General features: G+C 33.9%; 15 protein-coding genes. 11 read left to right on the top strand and 4 right to left on the bottom strand.

The genetic code is table 11. The features are described 5' to 3' along the window. The first annotated feature begins 176 nt into the window (after positions 1-176). The 4 genes from Q4Q34_RS13025 to Q4Q34_RS13010 all read left to right on the top strand — a co-directional run bounded on the left by Q4Q34_RS13025 (position 177) and on the right by Q4Q34_RS13010 (position 4,712). On the top strand, positions 177-926 hold the full coding sequence (locus Q4Q34_RS13025; protein WP_303316077.1) for a nuclear transport factor 2 family protein: 750 nt from the start codon (positions 177-179) through the stop codon (positions 924-926). Positions 927-928: 2 nt separating this feature from the next. Next, a complete protein-coding gene (locus tag Q4Q34_RS13020; protein WP_303316078.1) occupies positions 929-2,263 on the top strand; it encodes a M28 family peptidase in 1,335 nt (444 codons plus the stop codon). A gap of 227 nt (positions 2,264-2,490) precedes the next feature. Then, positions 2,491-4,137, top strand: coding sequence for a M1 family metallopeptidase (locus Q4Q34_RS13015; protein WP_303316080.1), 1,647 nt, complete (start codon positions 2,491-2,493; stop codon positions 4,135-4,137). A gap of 2 nt (positions 4,138-4,139) precedes the next feature. Continuing rightward, entirely contained in the window at positions 4,140-4,712 is a 573-nt protein-coding gene (locus Q4Q34_RS13010) for a YdeI/OmpD-associated family protein (RefSeq protein WP_303316082.1), read from the top strand. Positions 4,713-4,717: 5 nt separating this feature from the next. On the opposite strand, the gene Q4Q34_RS13005 is transcribed toward Q4Q34_RS13010, so the two are convergent. The 3 genes from Q4Q34_RS13005 to Q4Q34_RS12995 all read right to left on the bottom strand — a co-directional run bounded on the left by Q4Q34_RS13005 (position 4,718) and on the right by Q4Q34_RS12995 (position 9,019). Then, entirely contained in the window at positions 4,718-6,112 is a 1,395-nt protein-coding gene (locus tag Q4Q34_RS13005; protein ID WP_303316083.1) for a glycosyl hydrolase family 8, read from the bottom strand. Positions 6,113-6,181: 69 nt separating this feature from the next. Then, positions 6,182-7,648 (bottom strand): magnesium chelatase, encoded by a 1,467-nt coding sequence (locus tag Q4Q34_RS13000; protein WP_303316085.1) that lies wholly within the window; start codon positions 7,646-7,648, stop codon positions 6,182-6,184. 240 nt (positions 7,649-7,888) lie between these two features. After that, a complete protein-coding gene (locus Q4Q34_RS12995; protein ID WP_303316086.1) occupies positions 7,889-9,019 on the bottom strand; it encodes a vWA domain-containing protein in 1,131 nt (376 codons plus the stop codon). A 106-nt stretch (positions 9,020-9,125) separates the two neighbouring features. Here Q4Q34_RS12995 and Q4Q34_RS12990 point away from each other — a divergent pair, with 106 nt between their 5' ends. Together Q4Q34_RS12990 and Q4Q34_RS12985 are read left to right on the top strand one after the other, a co-directional pair. After that, positions 9,126-12,347, top strand: coding sequence for a VPS10 domain-containing protein (locus Q4Q34_RS12990; protein ID WP_303316088.1), 3,222 nt, complete (start codon positions 9,126-9,128; stop codon positions 12,345-12,347). A 2-nt stretch (positions 12,348-12,349) separates the two neighbouring features. Further along, positions 12,350-14,296, top strand: coding sequence for a S9 family peptidase (locus tag Q4Q34_RS12985; protein WP_303316089.1), 1,947 nt, complete (start codon positions 12,350-12,352; stop codon positions 14,294-14,296). Positions 14,297-14,668: 372 nt separating this feature from the next. Here the strand turns inward: Q4Q34_RS12985 and Q4Q34_RS12980 are convergent, their stop codons facing one another. After that, positions 14,669-15,346 (bottom strand): Crp/Fnr family transcriptional regulator, encoded by a 678-nt coding sequence (locus Q4Q34_RS12980; RefSeq protein ID WP_303316091.1) that lies wholly within the window; start codon positions 15,344-15,346, stop codon positions 14,669-14,671. Between the two features lie 107 nt (positions 15,347-15,453). On the opposite strand from Q4Q34_RS12980, the gene Q4Q34_RS12975 reads away from it, so the two are divergent. The 5 genes from Q4Q34_RS12975 (at position 15,454) to Q4Q34_RS12955 (ending at position 21,758) form a co-directional block, all read left to right on the top strand. After that, positions 15,454-17,829, top strand: a complete 2,376-nt coding sequence (locus Q4Q34_RS12975) for a heavy metal translocating P-type ATPase (RefSeq protein WP_303316300.1) — start codon at positions 15,454-15,456, stop codon at positions 17,827-17,829. A 235-nt stretch (positions 17,830-18,064) separates the two neighbouring features. Further along, positions 18,065-18,256, top strand: coding sequence for a cbb3-type cytochrome oxidase assembly protein CcoS (gene ccoS, locus Q4Q34_RS12970; protein ID WP_303316093.1), 192 nt, complete (start codon positions 18,065-18,067; stop codon positions 18,254-18,256). Positions 18,257-18,348: 92 nt separating this feature from the next. Further along, complete coding sequence (ccoN, locus tag Q4Q34_RS12965) at positions 18,349-20,541, top strand: cytochrome-c oxidase, cbb3-type subunit I (RefSeq protein ID WP_303316095.1); 2,193 nt, start codon at positions 18,349-18,351, stop codon at positions 20,539-20,541. Positions 20,542-20,560: 19 nt separating this feature from the next. Continuing rightward, positions 20,561-20,746, top strand: a complete 186-nt coding sequence (locus tag Q4Q34_RS12960; protein ID WP_303316097.1) for a CcoQ/FixQ family Cbb3-type cytochrome c oxidase assembly chaperone — start codon at positions 20,561-20,563, stop codon at positions 20,744-20,746. 85 nt (positions 20,747-20,831) lie between these two features. Then, on the top strand, positions 20,832-21,758 hold the full coding sequence (locus Q4Q34_RS12955) for a cbb3-type cytochrome c oxidase N-terminal domain-containing protein (protein ID WP_303316099.1): 927 nt from the start codon (positions 20,832-20,834) through the stop codon (positions 21,756-21,758). The last annotated feature ends 198 nt before the right edge of the window (positions 21,759-21,956 follow it).

Raw genomic sequence — 21,956 nt, 5'->3', positions numbered from 1 at the left:
CTTCTTTAAAACTTTTTAAGCACCTGATTATCAATTCATAATATATTAAACTGACGTTAAATAATATTACCTAATAACTTCATTTTCGAAACAAACAGTAATGCTTGAATACAACTAATAGTTTAACATAACTCTGGATTTATTTTCGTTATCTTTAAAACATTAATTTTTTTGTCATGAGATCTACTTTTTTTGTTTTAGTTATTTGTTTTCCTTTGTCCTTCTTTTCTCAATCAAATTCTAACGATAAAACAAATCCAGAAAGAGCTGCTTCAATTGTACAACAGCATATAGCTCCCTTTAACAATAGAGATTTAGAACAATTTGCTAACGCTTTTGATGTTAACGTTTCAGTAAACAGGTTTCCTAATGATGCCATGTACTCTGGTCGTGACAAGCTAAAGGAAGATTATACCCGTTTTTTTAAAGAAAATAAAAAATCTCATGTCAAAGTATTAAATAGGATCGTACTCAAAAATGTTGTGATTGATGAAGAATTAGGTACTGTAAATAATAAAACCAATCGGCATATTACTATTTATGAAACAGATCATGAAGACATCAACTCCATGACTTTTATACATAACTCTAAAACGACTTCAAATCCTGAGAGCATAGTAAATAAGCAGCTAGAAGCTTATAACAAAGGAGATATTGATGTTTTTATGGCAACCTATTCCAATACTATTAAACTATATAAATATCCCAATAGTTTAATCTCCGAAGGTCAGGAAGCTATGCGTAAAAATTATGCTTCGTTTTTTGAAAAAGCGCCAAATTTGAATGCACAAATTGTAAACAGAATGGTATTGGGCAACAAAATAGTTGATAACGAAAAAGTTACCTTTAACGGCAATACGTTTTATGCCGTAGCAATTTATGAAGTTCAAAATGGAAAAATCTCAAAAGTTACATTCATTCAATAAAAATGAGACAAATACTAATATTACTTTCACTATTAATTTCATCCGTCAGTATTACTCAAAATCATCAACAATTGTATGATATCATTGATGACATATCTGAAAAACGCATTGAAAATGATATCCAAACACTAGTCAATTTCGGAACAAGAAATACCTTTAGTGATACTATTTCAAATACTAGAGGCATAGGTGCCGCCAGACGATGGATAAAATCAGAATTTGAAGCCATTTCAAAAGATTGTAATAATTGTCTGAAAGTCTTTTATCAAAAAGATTTTGTCACTAAAAAAGGCAATAATCGTGTACCTCATGATGCATGGGTAGTTAATGTTGTTGCTATTCAAAAAGGGACTAAATACCCCAATCGATATATCATTATGAGCGGTGATATTGATTCTCGTGCCAGCAACACTATGGATTTCACCACCGATGCTCCAGGAGCTAATGATAATGCCTCTGGTATGGCAGGAGCTATTGAAGCAGCTAGGGTTTTATCTAAATATCAATTTGAGAGCAGCATTATTTATGTAGGTTTGTCTGGTGAAGAACAAGGACTCTTTGGCGGTGCAGGATTAGCGAAATATGCTCAAGAAAAGGAATGGGATATTATCGGTGTTTTCAATAATGATATGATTGGAAATATTAAAGGGGTGGATGGTGTTATTGATAATAGAACATTTAGAATTTTCTCCGAACCTGTTCCTCCAAATGAAACAGAACGCCAAAGGACACTACGTCGGTTTTATGGTGGTGAAGTAGATGGTATATCACGCCAATTAGCACGTTACGTTTATAAAACTACAAAAACGTATATGCCCGAAATGAATCCTATGATGGTTTACAGATTAGATAGGTTTGGACGTGGTGGCCATCATCGCCCTTTTAATGATTTAGGGTATGTAGGTATTCGTATTATGGAAGCCCATGAAAACTATACGCAACAACATCAAGATATTCGAGAAGAAAATGGTATAAAATACGGAGATGTTATTGAGCATGTAAATTTTGGTTATGCAAAAAAACTCACCGCAGTGAATGCTATAAATATGGCAAGTTTAGCAACCGCTCCCCCAGCACCAAAAAATGTTGCTATTGGGGGTATTGTAGAACCTGCTGCAAAATTTAAATGGGATAAAGTTGATGGAGCTATAGGCTACAAAATTTACTGGAGAAACACCACCTCTCCTACTTGGGATCATAGTAGGTATGTTGGTGATACTTCAGAATTCACATTAGATGGTATTGTTATTGATAATCATTTTTTCGGAATAGCCTCTGTAGGCAAAAACGGTTTCGAAAGTGTTGTTGCATTTCCAAGTAAAGTATTTAGAGATTGAACTCATCTTGACTTTTTGTTTTTAACCGAAAATGAGATGAAATTTGTTCCGATGAGGCTTTTTTTGCAAGGCATAGCAGTGCTAAGCATAAAAAAAGTAACAAAATATGGGCGAATTTTAGCCATTTTTTAGGAAATAGAAAAAGTCAAGATGAGTTCAATAAACCCTGTAAATATTAACAAATCATTAAGAACCTTTTTATTTAATTTTGAAGAAATATAAAAACAATGACTCACCGCTTATATGTCTTATGCCTTTTCTCAATAATTTCATGTATTTCCTTAAATGCTCAAGGACTATTTTCAGAGAACAGTATTTTCACTAGACAAGATACTTTAAGAGGTTCTATAACTCCAGAACGTGCTTGGTGGGACCTAAATTATTATCATTTAGATATTAAAGTAAATCCTGATGAAAAATTCATTTCGGGGAAGAATACTATTCAATATACGGTTTTAGAGGATTTTTCTGTTATGCAAATTGATTTGCAAACACCTTTAAACCTTACTAGAGCCATTCAGAATGGTACAGAATTAAAAATAAAACATGATGGCAATGCGCATTTTATAAACCTTATTGAAAAACAAAAAATAGGAGACGTAAATTCTATTGAAGTTTATTATGAGGGTAAACCAAGAGAAGCAATTAAAGCCCCTTGGGATGGTGGTATTTCTTGGAAAAAAGATCCCAACGGGAACCATTTTATAGCATCATCTTGTCAAGGTTTGGGAGCTAGTGTATGGTGGCCTTGTAAAGATCATATGTATGATGAAGTAGACAGTATGCTTATTAGTGTAAATGTTCCCAAGAACCTAATGAATATATCTAATGGCAGGTTAAGGCGTGTAGAGCAATATACGGATTCAAAAACATTTAGATGGTTTGTTAAAAGTCCTATAAATAATTATGGCGTCAATATAAATATTGGTGATTACACTAACTTTTCTGAGGTTTATAATGGACAAGGAGGCCATTTAGACCTAAACTATTATGTCTTAAAAGATAACTTAGAGAAAGCTAAAGAACATTTTAAAGATGTCCCTAAAATGATGAAAGCTTTCGAGCATTGGTTTGGTCAGTACCCGTTTTACGTAGACAGTTTTAAGCTGGTTGAAGTACCTTATTTAGGTATGGAGCACCAAAGTTCTGTCACCTATGGAAATGACTATAAAAAAGGGTATTTAGGTAGCGACTTATCTGGTACTGGGTGGGGATTGAAGTTTGATTTTATTATTGTCCATGAATCTGGCCATGAGTGGTTTGCTAATAACATTACCTGTAAAGATGTTGCAGACTTGTGGATACATGAAAGCTTTACAACCTATTCCGAAAACCTATTTTTAGATTACTATTATGGCAAAGAAGCATCCGCTGAATATGTGATCGGTACGCGTAAAAATATTATAAATGACAAACCTCTAATTGGTCATTACAATGTTAATAAAGAAGGTTCTAGTGATATGTATTTTAAAGGTGCCAACATGCTACATACGCTTAGACAACTTATTGAAGATGATGAAAAATGGCGGCAAATTTTACGTGGATTAAATAGAGATTTTTTTCATCAAACAGTTACAACCGAACAAATCGAAAACTATTTAAGTGAAAAAACTGAGATTGATCTCACAGAATTTTTTAATCAATATCTAAGAACCACAAAAATCCCAACACTTGAATATACAATCGATAAAAATGGATTAAAATACCGGTGGACAAATGTTGTTGATAAATTTGATATGCCTATCCAAATAAACATTAATGGAAATGACCAATGGTTATTTCCGAAAACTGAATGGAAAACCATGACATCGGAATTAAGAATCATGTCTTTTGAAGTGGATAAAGATTTTTATATTGAAGTAAAAAAACTATAAAAGTGGAAACTACTGAACTATATTTTAAGACAGATACAGAATGGCGAGACTGGTTACACAAAAATCATGGTACTTCTAAAGGTATTTATCTTATTTTTTATAAAGTAGAAAACAAAGAGCCTTCCATGCGATGGGAAGAAGCTGTAAAAGTTGCGCTTTGCTACGGTTGGATCGATTCCACAGTAAAAAGCTTGGGTAACGGAAAAAGGAAACAACGCTTTACTCCAAGAAATTCAAAAAGTGTGTGGAGTGCTCTAAACAAAAGATATATAAAAGAGCTTACTGCCAATAATTTAATGCACGAAAGTGGTTTTAAAATTATTGAAATCGGAAAGAAAAATGGTAGTTGGACGGCTTTAGATGATGTTGAAAAAGGTATTATTCCAGAAGCTCTACAAATAGCATTTAACAAACACCCAACAGCCTTTAATAATTATAACAACTTTGCACCTTCATACAGGAAACACTATTTGTATTGGTTAAATCAAGCAAAAAGAGAAGAAACCAAACAAAAACGCATTGTTGAAATCATCAAACTTTGTAAAGCTAATATAAAGGACCGGGGGAATTGGTAACTTAATTATAATTTAACAATCTTATGGTTTTCCTTATCAATATTTAGAAGATAGATTCCCGTTTTTAAATGCCTAATATCTAGCTTTATTTCAGAATTATCAATTGGTTTACTTAACAACTTAGCTCCGTTAATTGAATACAGACTAAGTGTCTTTGGTCTTGTAGACCTAAAATTCACAAATAAATAATCCGAAGTAGGGTTAGGATATATTTCGAAAGATATATCATCTATTTCAGTAACACTTAAAGAAGGTTCTTTTAATGGATTATATGCATTACCTGAAAGTGCAAACATATAAATAGCTCTTAATGTAGCTCCAAAGTAGGCACTTGTTGATTGATTTTTTAATTCAGTATAACCGTTATTTACAAAGCTTTGAGTACTTGAGGACATGCTTGCTGTAGCGTAAGCTCCTGTGAACGTTGGGTCTTTATAAGCTGTATTAATTGCAACGCCAGCTTGACTGTACCCTGGATATATTTTATCAAAACCACCTTTAACAGTAACAAAATTGTTACATAAAACAGAGTAATCTAATGCTTTTGAATTACCGTACCACACATAATCTATGGCTATTCGCCATGGAGTTCTGGCCGCATCGTAAAAATAGGATTTCCCTTGATCGTGAGCCCAAGGTACAATAGCAGAATAGTCGCCATCTGCCTCGCACCAATCCGATACTAAATTATAAGCGGCATTATTTTTAGACAAATTCGCATTGATAATATCATAACAAGTATCAGCAACGTCATTCCAAAAAGTCGTATCGTTGGTATACTCACCAAACACTCTAAAATAACCTGTCGCAAAGTATGATGGATTTGTATTTGCACTTCCTCCCCATGCATCCCCTGGTTTTAACACATTCGTATTAGCTTCTACTTCATAGTTTTTTATAGCACTTATTAAAGTCTGAGCATCACTTTTATAATTTATAGTACCGGAATTCCCCCAACGTTTATCTGCTACAATCAAAGCTATGGCAGCATCCAATTCGGCATCAGTCGCACCATTTTGACCAATAACGCTAGAACAGCCATCTATTTTCCAGTTCATAACACCATTAGCATTAGAAAAATCCTGATAATAAAGCCACAAACCATCTAGAAGCTCTTTGTCATTTGCATAGGCTGCTAATAACATCCCATAAGCAATTCCTTCTGAAACTGTTTCCGTAGGTGTATCAAATTTTATTCTATATCTTCCATTTGTGCAAGGTGTAGCAAAAGCATTTCGCCATGCAACATAGACATCATATACATCATTAGCTTGAATGTTAGTTGGCTGAATACCATAATCATAATCTCTATTCAGAAAATTTACTTCCGAAATTTGAGCATTAGAAAGACTAATCAATGAAAATAACAGGTAAACGAATGTAAGATAACGTTTATTCATAAGTAGGTTTTTTACTTATATACGTTACTAACCACAAGCCAGATTTTTATTTAGCCAAAAATCCAGTTTTTATATCCCGCTTATAAAACTACCATAAGGGTCCTTAAATTGAATACCTTCAGTAAACCTCTGTTTGCTTAACTGTTTATATTCTACCAATGCCCAAAGCACAAACTCTTTTACAAAATAACTATCCGGCTTAGATACATTAGGTTGATATTTTCCTAACAAATTATCTAAAGGCGCGATAGAATCTAATAAATTTCTATATTCTTTATCACGTAAATCATCTAATAACTCAAAACCGTCTTTCTGATTAAAAAACCAGGATACAATATCATCATAAGGCCCCACATCTTCCTGTCTTTTTAGTTTTTCAATCTTAGGGAAAAATTCATTGAATAAAGTTTTTACGGCATCTCCTATTAAGTTATAAGCAACAACGGCTGCTCCCTCCTGCTCACCTTCATAAACCAACTCTACTTTTCCTGTAATAGATGGAATAATACCAACAAAATCACTCAACCGTAGCATAGTAATTTTATCTCCTGATATCAACGCCCGACGTTCGGCAGTACTCAACAAGTTCTCTAAAGCAGTAATACTCAATCGTGCACTAACACCACTTTTAGCATCAATAAAATCATTTTCGCGAGCTTCAAAAACAATTTGTTCTAATAAATCCCTAGCTAAATCCGGCACTAAAACCGTATGTTTTTGATTTTCTACTAATTTAGCTTCCTGTTCTGTTATTAGTCTGGCTGTTTCAATATTTACAGGATAATGCGTTAAAATTTGAGAGCCTATTCTATCTTTTAAAGGCGTTACAATGCTTCCTCTGTTCGTATAATCTTCGGGGTTAGCTGTAAATACAAATTGCATGTCCAAAGGTAAACGTAATTTGAAGCCTCTAATTTGAATATCACCTTCTTGTAAAATATTAAACAAAGCAACCTGAATTCTTGCTTGCAGATCTGGCAATTCGTTAATCACAAATATACAACGGTTAGCTCTAGGTATCATTCCATAATGAATCACTCTATCATCTGCATAACTTAATTTTAAATTAGCAGCTTTAATGGGATCAACATCACCAATAATATCAGCGACAGTAACATCTGGCGTTGCCAATTTTTCTGCAAAGCGTTCATGCCTTGGTAACCAGGAAATTGGTGTATGGTCTCCTTTTTCTTTTATCAACTCCACTGCAAATCTTGAAATTGGTTGCAACGGATCGTCATTAATTTCGGAACCTTCAACATACGGTATGTATTCGTCTAATAAATTTAACATTAAACGAGCCAAACGTGTTTTTGCTTGTCCTCTTAACCCTAAAAGGTTGATATTATGACGTGATAAAATAGCACGTTCTAACTCAGGAATTACCGTGTTTTCATAACCATGGACCCCTTCAAAAGTTGTCTCTTTATTCTTTATTTTTTTAATCAGGTTTTCTCTCAATTCATCTTTAATAGATTTAGATTGATACCCTGTTTTTTTTAAATCGCCTAGTGTTTTTATGTTTTCTATTTTCATATTCTTTTTTTAAAAAAGAGATCTTAGATTATAGAAAATAGACTTAAATTACTATATTCATGTTCTATATTCTATCTTCCTTTATATATTCTTTTGCCTAATTTCTATTATAATCCTTATTATTTGATACTAAAATTTATATATCTTTTTTTAGTATCATGTTTTTTTTAACCCTCCGAATTTTTCTTTGAAAAATCCACCTCCCTTTCAAAAAGGGAGGAGCAAGTTTAATTTATATTTCTAGCTACCCCTAATACGTTTCTTTCTATTCGTTTCGTAATCTTCAAAAATCATTTCACCCAATCCTTTTAATCCTGTATAAAATGCTTTTCCTTGATTCGCATAAGTAAACTCTCTTACAAACTGCATTAAATAACTGTCTTGGGCAATCATAAATGTTGTAATGGGAATGTGTAAACGTCTTGCTTGTTGTGCCATAGCATAACATTTATTCACAATATGTTTATCTAAACCATTACTATTCTTATAATACTCACCATCTGGTAAACGCAAACAACTTGGTTTTCCATCGGTAATCATAAATATTTGTTTATTGGTATTTCTTTTTCTTCGGAGTAAGTCCATTGCTAATTGTAAACCTGCAACAGTATTGGTATGATATGGCCCTACTTTTAAATACGGTAAATCTTTAATTTCAATCTGCCATGCATCATTTCCAAACACTAAAATATCTAAAGTATCTTTAGGGTAACGTGTTGTAATTAATTCGGCCAATGCCATAGCTACTCGCTTAGCGGGTGTAATTCGATCTTCTCCATAAAGAATCATACTATGGCTGATATCAATCATCAAAACCGTACTCATCTGCGATTTATGAAGTGTCTCTTCAACAACTAAATCTTCCTCTGATAGGTTAAAATCACCGATACCATGATTTATCTGAGCATTTTTTAAACTTTCGGTCATAGATACTTTATCTAAAGCATCACCAAATTGATAATTCCTAAAATCTCCTGTATGCTCATCTCCTACACCTATACCTTTGCTTTTATGGTTTCCTTGTCCACTACGTTTAATCTTCCCAAAGATATGATCTAATGCTTGCTGACGAATAGCACGTTCTGTTTTTGCTGTAATAGCCATACCGCCATTACCATTAGGGTCTATCTCTTCTCTTATATAGCCTTTCTTCTTTAAGTCTTCAATAAAATCATCAATAGAATAATCATCAGTAGTGAGTTTATATTCTTTATCTAATTCCCGTAACCAGTCAATAGCCTCGTCAAAATCACCCGATGTATGTGTGATAAGTTCTTTGAAGACTTCGAAAATTCTATCAAAAGGAGATTGATAAGGTTTTTCATATTTTTTAAATACAAAACCTTTTCTTATGGTTTTATTATTCCTCATAGCACTATAAAAATACTATATTTTTTCTGAAATGTTATATTAACATCATGTTAAGAATCTCGCAACAAGTTTTCCTTATCTTTATTAAAATTAATTAACCTCGTAAATGAAACACACTCTTTGTCTCTTGATGCTATTAGCATCAATTTCTGTACTATCTCAAGAATTTTCAATGGACTTATTAAAAAACATGCAACCACGCAACATTGGTCCTGGTGGTATGTCTGGTCGCGTTACTGCGATTGATGTTGTTCACTCCAACCCAGATGTTATGTATGTAGGTACAGCCTCTGGAGGTTTATGGAAATCCACTTCAGGAGGTATTAAATGGCAACCTATTTTTGATAAAGAAGTAACGGCTTCTATTGGAGCTGTTGCCATTCAACAATCTAACCCAAGTGTTATTTGGGCCGGAACGGGTGAAGGTAATCCAAGAAATAGTTTAAATGGTGGTTATGGTATTTACAAATCATTAGATGGTGGCAAAAATTGGAAACTAATGGGCTTAGAACAAACACGGCATATACATCGTGTTGTTATAGACCCAACACATCCAAACACCGTTTATGTTGCAGCTATAGGTTCACCGTGGGGCGTGCATCCAGAACGTGGTGTTTATAAAACAACAGATGGTGGAAAAACCTGGAACAACATATTATTCGTTAATAATAAAACAGGAGCTGCTGATTTAGTTATGGATCCAACAAATCCAAATAAACTCATTGCAGCCATGTGGGAGCATAAGCGTGATCCTTGGTTTTTTAATTCCGGTGGCAAAGGTTCTGGTTTACATATTACACATGACGGTGGTGAAACCTGGAAAAAGCTAACTGATGACGATGGTTTACCAAAAGGAAACCTAGGACGTATAGGTATTGCCATTGCTGCTAATAAACCTAATATTATTTATGCACTTATAGAAGCTAAAAAAAATGCACTATATAAGAGTGAAGACGGCGGGTTTAAATGGCAAAAAATAAATGATAAAAATGATATTGGCAACCGCCCATTTTATTATTCTGAAATCTATGTAGATCCACAAAATGAAAATCGTATTTTCAGTATATACACTTACGTAAACGTTAGTCAGGACGGTGGAAAAAACTTTTCACGGCTTATGCCTGCTTATGGTGCCGATAATGGCATCCACCCAGATCATCATGCCTGGTGGATACATCCTACCAATGGCAACTTTATGATAGACGGTAATGACGGCGGACTAAACATCACTAAAGACGGCGGGAAAACATGGCGGTTTATAGGAAATCTGCCTGTAGCGCAATTTTACCATATTAATGTCGATAATGATATTCCATATAACGTATATGGAGGTATGCAAGACAATGGTTCCTGGAAGGGTCCTGCTTATGTATGGCGATCTCAAGGTATTAGAAATTCCTATTGGCAGGAAATAAGTTTTGGTGATGGTTTTGATGTCGTTCCTGATAAAGAAGATTCCCGTTTTGGGTGGTCTATGAGTCAACAAGGTTATGTCATCAGATATGATTCTGAAACTGGAAATAATTATACTGTAAAACCAACACATCCTGATGCTGATGTAAAACTTCGATTTAATTGGAATTCGGCTATTAATATCGATCCTTTTGATTCCAGCACATTGTATTTTGGAAGTCAATTTGTTCATAAATCTACCGACAAAGGCTTAACATGGACCGTTATTTCTGAAGATTTAACAACAAATGACCCGGAGAAACAAAAACAAAGTGAAAGTGGTGGACTAACTTTAGATGCCACAGGCGCTGAAAACCATTGCACCATTTTAGTTATTGAACCTTCTCCATTAGAAAAAGACATGCTTTGGATTGGTACAGATGATGGCCGTGTACACATCACTCAAAATGGCGGACAGACTTACACTGATGTTACAAAAAACGTTAAAGATTTGCCTTCTGGAAGTTGGATTGCTCAAATAAAAGCATCTAATAAAAATAAAGGCGAAGCACTTTTAATAGCAAATGATTATAGACGTTTTAACTATACTCCTTATGCTTACAGAACTAAAAACTACGGTAAAACTTGGCAACGTATTGTTGATGCCAAGGATGTAAAAAGCTATACGCTATCCATCGTAGAAGATATTGAAAACCCTAACCTATTATTTTTAGGCACGGATGATGGTTTATATATCTCTCTTGATGCTGGGAATACATGGATTAAATGGACAGAAGGCTTTCCTACTGTTCCTGTAAAAGATTTAATTATTCACCCCCGCGAACATGACTTAATTATTGGAACTTTTGGTCGTGCAGCTTGGGTTTTAGATGATATTCGTCCATTACGAGCCATTACTGAAAACCAACAAATTCTTAATCAAAAATTAGAATTATTTGAACCTCCTACGTCATATTTAGCTGCTTATCAACAACCAACAGGAACTCGATTTGGAGGAGACGCCATATACCATGGAAAGAACAGAAAGGCTGGTGCATTAATTTCATATTATGTAACCATCGATAAAAAAGAATCGTCTGATGAAGAGAAAAAAGAGGAAGAGGATAACGAAAAAGAGAATGAGACAATTGATGAGAACCTGAATCAAGCTCAGGTCAAGTGGGATTCTTTAACCATGAAAATTTATGATGGTGACCGATTAATAAGAACATTGAAGCAAAAAGCACCAAAAGAAACCGGAATATATAAATGGGCTTGGCAGATGAATGAAAAAGGGCCTAAAAGAGCTTCGCGAAAAGTTATTAAAAATAAAGAAGAACCTAGAGGAACCAAAGTAAAACCTGGGACATATAAAATAGTATTGAATTTTGGAGATCAAACCTCAGAGGAAATGATTACCATAAAGAATGATCCGCGTTTAAATAAATCTGATAACGCTATCAATGAGGTATACAAAGCATCAAAGAACATTGAAAACATGATACAAATCATGGCTGATGCTGTAAAACAATTGGCTGAAAGTAAAGAAATTGCAAAAAAATATCAATCTGAATTGAAAAAACTGGATAAAGAATTATATAAAGATCAAATAAAGGCTTCAAAGGATATTGCCAAGAAGATCGACACAATTATTAATCTGTTTTTAGGAAAAGAAGATAAAAGACAAGGTATAAAACGTAATCCTGAAGTTAACATTAATCAGCGTATTAATTTAGCCAATGGCTATGTCCGATCCAGACAAAATGGATTAACAACAACAGAAACCACACTTATAAAATATGCAAAAGATGCTTTAAAAAGCGGACTTGATAAAACAAATACATTTTTTAATGAAGACTGGAAAACCTACCAAAATTCGATAGAAAATATAAAACGCTCCCCTTTTAAACATGTGAAATCATTTAAAATCAATTAAATATGAATAAACTGGTAACCTTAGTCCTTTTGGTTTTGTTTATCTCTTGTAAAAAAGAAAAACAAACAAAAGAAGTCGCTCTTAATTTAAAAGAGTACACAATTGAACAGTTCATGGATAATGAAGCTGTAGGTGGAGGAAGTTTTTCTCCAGACAAATCAAAATTATTAGTATCTAGTAACCGATCTGGAATTTATAACATGTATACGGTTCCAACAAATGGTGGTGATTTTACACCTATAACGGCTTCAGATTCTTCATCCATTTTTGGCATTTCATACTTTCCAAATGATGAACGTATGTTGTATAGAGCTGATGGTAACGGCGATGAAATTTATCATTTATACTTACGAGACATTGATGGTTCCATTACAGAACTAACACCAGATGAAGGAGCCAGAGCTTCTTTTTACGGCTGGTCTCACGACGGAAAAAGCTTTACTTATGGTTCTAACAAAAGAGATAAACGTTATATGGATGTTTATGAAATGAACGTTGAGAACATGGCTTCTGAACTCATTTATCAAAATGATGAAGGTTATAGTTTTAATGTTATTTCGAGTGACAAGAACTTGTTAGCTTTAAGTAAAACAATAAACACAAACGACAGTGATATTTTTATTTATAACAGAACTGATAAATCGCTCACTAAAGTAAACGAAAATCAAAGTAGTAATTCTGCTGAAGATTTCTCTTTAGACAACAAAACACTTTATTATACTACGGATGATGGTGCTGAGTTTTCGTATGTTATGAAATATAATATTGCTACTGGTGAAAGGGAAAAAGTTTTAGAAAGATCCTGGGATGTAAGTGGTATTTATTTTACTCATAATGAGAAATATATGGTAAGCTTTATAAACGAAGATGCAAAAAACGTTATAGAAATACTAGATATGGCTTCTGGTGAAAACTTAAAGCTTCCCGATTTTCAAAATGGCAGTATAACCAGTGTTGGAATTTCTAGAGACGAAACCATGATGCGTATGTATGTTGGTGGTTCCAATAGTCCATCGAATTTATTTACATATAACCTTGCCTCTAAAAAACTACATCAGCTTACAGATGTACTCAATAAAGACATTGATGCCAATCATTTGGTAACCGCTAAAGTGATTAGATATAAGTCTTTTGATGGTGTAGAAATTCCTGCGATTTACTATTTACCACATCAAGCATCGGCTGAAACTAAAGTTCCTGCACTTGTTTTAGTACACGGTGGCCCTGGAGGGCAAAGCAGGCAAAATTTCAGTTCTTTAACGCAATATCTTGTTAATCATGGCTATGCAGTACTTGCTGTAAATAACCGTGGAAGTAGTGGGTATGGTAAAACATTTTACCAAATGGATGACCTCAATCACGGTGAAAAAGATTTGCAGGATTGCGTAGAAGGTAAAAATTGGTTAGCCTCTCAACCAGAAATTGATGCTGGTAAAATTGGCATTATGGGTGGTTCTTATGGTGGCTATATGACGATGGCTGCATTAACTTATACACCAGAAGAGTTTGCTGTAGGTGTTAACATATTTGGAGTTACAAACTGGATTCGTACACTTAAAAGTATTCCACCATGGTGGGAATCTTTTAAAGACGCACTCTATAAAGAACTAGGAAATCCACATACGGCAGACTCTATAAGGTTACGCAGAATATCTCCTTTATTTCATACAGATAAAGTAACGAAACCCTTGATTGTTTTACAAGGTGCTAAAGACCCTAGAGTTTTACAGGTAGAATCTGATGAAATCGTTGCTGGTGTTCGTAAAAATGGTATTCCTGTAGAATACGTTTTATTCGAAGATGAAGGTCATGGTTTTGTCAAGAAAGAAAATCAAATTGAAGCATATAGTAGTATTCTCAAATTTTTAGATACCTATCTTAAAAAAGAAAATGCATCAATAGATGGAGAAACTCCTGCTAAAGAAATAGAGGCAGAAACAACAAGTTAAAGAAAACAAAAAAGCTCTAAAAAGTCTAATTTTTGTCCGTTCGAGCGCAGTCGAGAACTAAAACACTTCATTAAATAAGAAGGGTTCAACTGTGCTCCAACGGACATTATATTTTTTATTTACCTTTTAAGAATTCAGCCTCTTTTATATAACTTAACCTGAATCGACGTAAACTTTATTAAAAACAAATTATATAATGCAATGAAATACAGCTGTTTGTCATGTCGACGGAGCGAAGCATGAGTGACGAGACATCTCATCATGATGAGATTCCTCCTCGTTCCTCGTCGGAATGACATGATCTCTCCTTCAAAATTTTTTAAGTATCTGATTATCAATTTATAATATATAGAACTGACGTTAACTTAAGAATTATTCAATCCGTTTTAAACCTTCTATATTCTCAATCTTAATTTGCTTTCCAATAGTAGAAATGAGTCCTTCTTTTTTAAATTGAGATAACACTCTTATCGCCGACTCGGTTGCAGTACCAACTATATTGGCAAAATCTTCACGAGATAATAAAACACTAAGTGTACCATCTGGATTCACTCCAAAACTATTATGTATATATATTAAAGCCTCTGCCAGTCGCTGCCTCACAGATTTTTGTGCCATATTAACTATAATATCATCGGCTTCCCGTAAATCATGCGCCATATCTTTCAATATGTCGAATGAAAATTTTGGGTTCTTTTGAAGATCTGCTATTATTTCACTTTTAGGAATAAAACAAACTTCCATATCATTTAAAGCCGTTGCCTGTAAATTAGAATTCTCGTCACTTACAAGGGAACGTTGCCCCAGTAATTGGCCTTTAACCACCATTTTTACTATTTGGTCTTTACCGTTTTCACTTAATTTAGAAAGTTTACAAATGCCTTCCTTAACGCAATAAACGCCATTTACAGCCTCGCCTTCTTCAAAAATAACAGTGCCCTTTTTTATAGTGTATGAAGTTTTACAATTTGAAATACGTATTAACTCATCCTTAGTCAAGGATTTAAGAGAGTTAAACTGCTTAATAATACATTGTTCGCACTTGCCCATAATAATAAATTACTCGTCGTGTAAAAATAAAGAAAACATGACAATTATCATATTATAAAGTGAAATGATTTATGACTTTTGTTGTAGGTATAAATGAGCAAATAAAAATGGGCAACAACACATGTTTTCATTGTGGGTTAGATGCTACATCCTCTACAATAATATTTGATGAGAAGTCATTTTGTTGTAACGGTTGTAAAACTGTTTACGAGATTTTTTCTGTAAACGATTTAACCTGTTACTACGACTTACAGCAAGCACCCGGAGCAACTCCCAAAGATGTTGAAGGCAAGTACAATTTTTTAGATAATGCAAAAATTGTAGAACAATTACTGGAGTTTAATAATGACGATACTCAAATAGTTACGTTGTATATTCCACATATTCATTGTAGTTCCTGTATTTGGATTTTAGAAAACTTAAACAAACTAAATCCATCTATAAGTGCATCCATAGTCAATTTTGGTAAAAAAAATGTCCGAGTCACTTTTAATAGCAAATCACTTACATTAAAAAACCTCGTAACATTATTAAGTAGTATTGGCTACGAGCCTTTTATAAGTTTAGACGATTATAGTGTTGGCAAAAAGCATATTGATCGTTCCTTAATATACAAACTGGGAATTGCTGGCTTTGCTTTTGGAAATGTCATGTTTTTATCGTTTCCTGAATATTTTCAAGTAGATGGCTTTTGGATAGAAAAATACAAACACCTTTTTAGATGGCTCATGTTTTTCTTTTCACTTCCTGTTGTTTTTTACTCAGCCCAAGATTATTTTATTTCTGCATTTAAAGGGCTTCGATCTAAAATTTTAAATATTGATGTCCCTATTGCTTTAGGCGTTTTAGTATTATTTGTAAGAAGTTCTGCTGAAATTATTTTCGATGCAGGTTCTGGCTTTTTTGATAGTTTAACAGGACTCATCTTCTTTTTATTACTAGGAAAGTTTTTTCAACAAAAAACATACACCTTTTTATCCTTTGAACGCGATTACAAATCGTATTTCCCTATCGGAATTACAAAAATCACTACAGAAGGCACAGAAGAATCCATACAAGTCTATGACATAGAAAAAGGTGATCGATTACTTATCAGAAACGAGGAACTCATCCCTGTGGACTGTATTTTAATAAAAGGAACTGCTCGTATAGATTATAGCTTTGTAACTGGTGAATCTAAAACAGTATCAAAACAATCAGGTGATAAATTATTTGCAGGAGGCAAACAGTTAGACGGCAGTATTGAAGTTGATGTATTAAAATCCGTTGAGCAAAGTTATCTAACACAGCTTTGGAGTAACGATGTATTTAAAAAAGATAAAGAATTATCGTTTACAAATATTACCAATAGCATCAGTAAACGCTTCACAATTATCATTTTATTAATCGCATTTATAGCGACCTCTTTTTGGTTATACACAGACTCTAGTAAAGCATTAAATGTGTTTACCTCAGTATTAATCATCGCATGTCCATGTGCTATTGCTTTATCTGCTCCTTTTACTTTTGGAAATATTTTACGAATTCTAGGAAAGAAGAAGTTCTATTTAAAAAATGCTAGTGTTATTGAGCAATTGGCAAAAATAAACACCATTATTTTCGATAAAACGGGCACTATAACTGCCAACAAAGAAACAGCTATAAATTATGAAGGTTCTGAGCTTTCTTTAGATGAAGAAACCCTTTTAAAGAGTACATTACGAGGCTCTAACCATCCATTAAGCAGATCCTTATATAACATTTTAAATAAACATGACATCCTTACTTTAGATACCTACGAAGAGTTTTTAGGCAAAGGCATTGAAGCACAATATAAAGATCACAACATAAAAATAGGATCCGCACCTTTTGTTGGTCACACAAGCGATACAGCAACATTAAATACCTCAGTGCATGTAAGTACTAACAATCAATATAAAGGTAAGTTTACATTCTACAATGCCTATAGAAAAGGAATTTCCCAACTATTTAATACCTTAAAAAAGGATTATGATCTGGTGATTCTTTCTGGTGATAATGCCGGTGAAAGAGATAACCTAACGAAACTACTTCCCACAAAAACAAAATTACTTTTTAATCAAAAACCAGAAGATAAATTAGAATACATCAAATACCATCAAAATGAAGGCGCTAATGTACTCATGGTTGGTGATGGATTAAACGATGCTGGCGCATTAGCACAAAGTAATGTTGGCATAGCTATTTCAGAAAATGTGAATGTTTTTTCTCCAGCCTGTGATGCTATTTTAGATGCTTCAAAATTCAACCAGCTATTTAATTATATAAAAATATCTAAATCTGCTATAAACATTATTAAATGGAGTTTTTTACTCTCATTCATATATAATAGTATCGGACTCTATTTTGCTGTAACTGGTCAGTTAGCCCCAGTAGTAGCCGCTATATTAATGCCACTTAGCTCTATTAGCATTGTTGTGTTTACCACTGTTGCAACGAATATGGTGGGTAGAAAATTGAATTAAAAAATTGTTACACAGAGTCTCACTGAGTTTTCGCAGAGATGCGCTGAAAAATATAAAAGAGATGTGTTGAGTAATATAAATGGGACTTGCCTCTCTCTTTAAAAAAGGGAGGTAGGTTTTTCAAAAGAAAAACTCGGAGGGTTACAAAACACATAATAAAGAACATGAAACATGACAAATGTCATTTTTTAACAATAAGTATGACAGTAATTTTGAACCATAACTTCAAGTAGGTATGAGTGTTATTTATATTTTATTAGCTATAAGCATTATTGTAGCTGTAGGTTTCTTTATAGCCTTTATTGTAGCTGTAAAAAAAGGACAGTATGATGATAGTTATACACCTTCTGTAAGAATGCTATTTGAAGACGAACTCGTTAAAGAAAATTCCAATAAAAAAATACTAACCAAAAAGATTAACAAATAGAACTATGAAATCGCTACCACAAAAACTGGTAAAAAAACTATCTCAACTTGGCGATTGCATAAGACATATGAAAATCAATTAAACAATCACTTATGAAAATGCAACAATTTCATTACGATAATAAAATCGTTAAAAACTTCATTTATGCTACCATGCTTTGGGGTGTTGTGGGTATGCTAGTAGGTTTGCTACTGGCGTTTATGTTTTTATTCCCTAATCTTACAGATGGGATTTCGTGGCTTAGTTTTGGTCGTTTAAGACCTTTACATACCAATGCCGTAATTTTTGCTTTTGTTGGTAATGCCATTTTTGCTGGGGTGTATTACTCTACACAACGTCTGTTAAAAGCCAGAATGTTTAATGACACCTTAAGTAAAATCAACTTTTGGGGTTGGCAACTTATTATTGTAGGCGCAGCAATCACATTGCCTTTAGGTTATACCACATCTAAAGAATATGCCGAATTAGAATGGCCTTTTGATATTGCCATTGCACTTGTTTGGGTTGTTTTTGGATGGAATTTAATTGGTACGATTCTAAAAAGAAGACAACGCCACTTATATGTTGCTATCTGGTTTTATATCGCAACTTTTGTAACCGTTGCTGTACTTCATATTTTTAACAGTTTAGAATTACCTGTTAGTGCTTTAAAAAGTTACTCCGTTTATGCAGGAGTGCAAGATGCCTTGGTACAATGGTGGTACGGACATAATGCTGTGGCATTCTTTTTAACTACGCCCTTTTTAGGACTCATGTATTATTTTATACCTAAAGCCGCTAACCGACCTGTATACTCATATAGATTATCCATTGTTCACTTCTGGTCGTTAATCTTTATATACATCTGGGCTGGACCTCATCACCTTTTATATACAGCCTTACCAGAATGGGCACAAAACTTAGGTGTGGCATTTTCAGTCATGTTATTAATGCCATCTTGGGGTGGTATGATAAATGGCCTTTTAACCTTAAGAGGTGCCTGGGACAAGGTACGTACAGACCCAGTTTTAAAATTTATGGTAATAGCCATTACAGGTTATGGTATGGCAACCTTTGAAGGCCCTACCCTATCACTTAAAAACGTTAATGCGATTGCACACTTTACAGATTGGATTATTGCGCACGTACACGTAGGAGCTCTAGCATGGAACGGTTTCTTAACCTTTGGTATGATATATTGGTTAGTACCCAGACTTTTTAAAACAAAACTATTCTCAGTCGGATTAGCCAACCTACATTTTTGGATTGGTACACTAGGTATCATCATGTATGCTTTACCACTATATGTTGCTGGATTTACACAAGCAAGTATGTGGAAACAATTCAATCCAGACGGTACGTTAGTTTATGGTAACTTCTTAGAAACCGTAACAGAAATCATGCCTATGTATTGGATGCGTGCTATTGGAGGAACACTATTCCTTACAGGTATGTTAATTATGGTTTACAATGTTATTGTAACCATTAAGCAAGGCAGCAAAGTTGAAAACGAATTAGCCGAAGCTCCAGCTTTGGAACGTGTTACTAAAAGACGTACTGCTAGTGAAGGGTGGCACACTTGGTTAGAGCGTAGACCAGTACAATTAACCCTTTTAGCGACTGTTGCTATTTTAATTGGTGGTATTATTCAAATTGTACCAACCATTATGGTAAAATCCAATATTCCAACCATAGCCAGTGTAAAACCTTATACACCTTTAGAATTAGAAGGACGAGATATTTATATCCGTGAAGGCTGTGTGGGTTGTCATTCACAAATGATTCGACCTTTTAGAAGTGAAGTAGAACGCTATGGAGAATACTCTAAAGCAGGAGAATTTGTTTACGACCATCCTTTCCTTTGGGGAAGTAAACGTACTGGGCCAGACTTACACAGGTTAGGTGGTAAATATTCAGATAATTGGCACTTTAACCACATGTACGATCCTCAAAGTACATCATCTGGATCCATCATGCCACGTTACCCTTGGTTAATAACTGGTAGTAGTAGTAAATTGGATAAATCCATGACAGAAGCTAAAATGGAAGCTATGGTATCATTAGGAGTTCCTTATACAGAAGAAGACATTGCCAATGCTCAGAAAGATATGCTTGCACAAGGTGCGCAAATAGAACAAAACCTCTATACAGATCCTGATTTCGCTAAAACGTACGAAGCCGATAAGAAATATGCTTCCGATAATGGCGAAGACTTTATAGAAATGAAAAATAGAGAAATTGTAGCTCTTATAGCCTATTTACAACGTTTAGGAACCGATATTAAAGTAGAAACAGCACAACAATAACCATCAAAAACTAACAAGCATGTTAAAATTTGTAAAAAACCATATGGAGAGTATTACAGGCATCGAGATTTATCCGATGATTTCTTTACTCATCTTTTTCATCTTTTTCGTAGCCCTTTTTTGGTGGGTCATTACCGCTAAAAAAGACTATATAAAAACCGTAAGCAATATTCCATTAGACAACCAAAACGACGATATATCATGATACCGACTATTCAAAAAATGAATTTACAACTGAATAGAATCGGAGGTTACATTTGTCCATTAAAAAACAATAAAAAAACCATCAAATGAAAAAATTAATCCCATCTTGGATACGAGTTCCTGTAGTATTCTTTATTATTTTCGGAGCTGTTGAGTTCTTTATAGATTCAGGAGATAAGCCTGCATTTATAGAATACCCTACCGTTTCATTATTCTTATTGCTAGTACTTCTTATCTTAATCGCTATTGAAGCCATAGTTGGAGCTTTAGAAAATGTGATGCTTCATAGGTTAGATGAAGAGGCCAAAGCAAGGTTTTTAGAAGAAAAAGAAAAGCAATATCAATTTACTTGGTTAAAAAACATATATGCAAAACTTCTTGGGCAAAAACCGCTTGAAGAAGAAGGTGAAATTATTTTGGACCACAATTACGACGGTATCAAAGAGTTGGATAATAATCTTCCGCCATGGTGGCTATATGGTTTTTATATCTCTATAGTGTTTGCTGCTGTTTATCTATTGAAATATCACGTTTTTAATGGAGACACTCAAATTGATGAATTAGAAACAGAATTAGCTGAAGCAAGAACTGCCATTGAAGCTTATAAAAAAACTGCGAAAGATTTAGTAGATATAAATACTGTTACTGTTCTTACTGAGGCTGCCGATTTAAAAGCTGGTAAAGACATTTTTGAAACCACCTGTGTTGCCTGTCATATGGCAGATGGTGGTGGTGGTATTGGTCCAAATTTAACAGACCCAAACTGGATTTTAGGCGGTGGTATTAAAAATGTTTTTAGAACCGTTTCCGAAGGTGGACGTTCTGGTAAAGGTATGATTGCATGGAAACAACAACTAAAACCTTTACAAATTGCACAAGTAGCAAGTTATGTTTTAACATTACAAGGTACTACACCTGCTAATCCTAAAGCACCAGAAGGTGATGTATGGGTGGATGACAATATAGAAGTATCAACGGAAACAACTCAGGAGATTATAACAAACACAAACTAAACTAAGCTGGAAGGCCTGTCAGGTTATAAAAACCTGATAGGTCTCAATGTACTAATTTCTTATTCCATGTGATAAATATTTTCGAATAGCATTTACATTTGGAGATAAAGCCGCTGATTTGATATTTAATAGTGACTTACCAGATTCGATAAAGAAAAATTTGTATGACGCAAAAAATATATGGAAGGTAGAAAGGTA

It is taken from the genome of Flavivirga abyssicola (assembly GCF_030540775.2).
Classification (GTDB): Bacteria; Bacteroidota; Bacteroidia; order Flavobacteriales; family Flavobacteriaceae; genus Flavivirga; species Flavivirga abyssicola.
The sequence above is the reverse complement of the archived record's forward strand: the minus strand, read 5'-3'. Positions and strand labels throughout refer to the sequence as shown.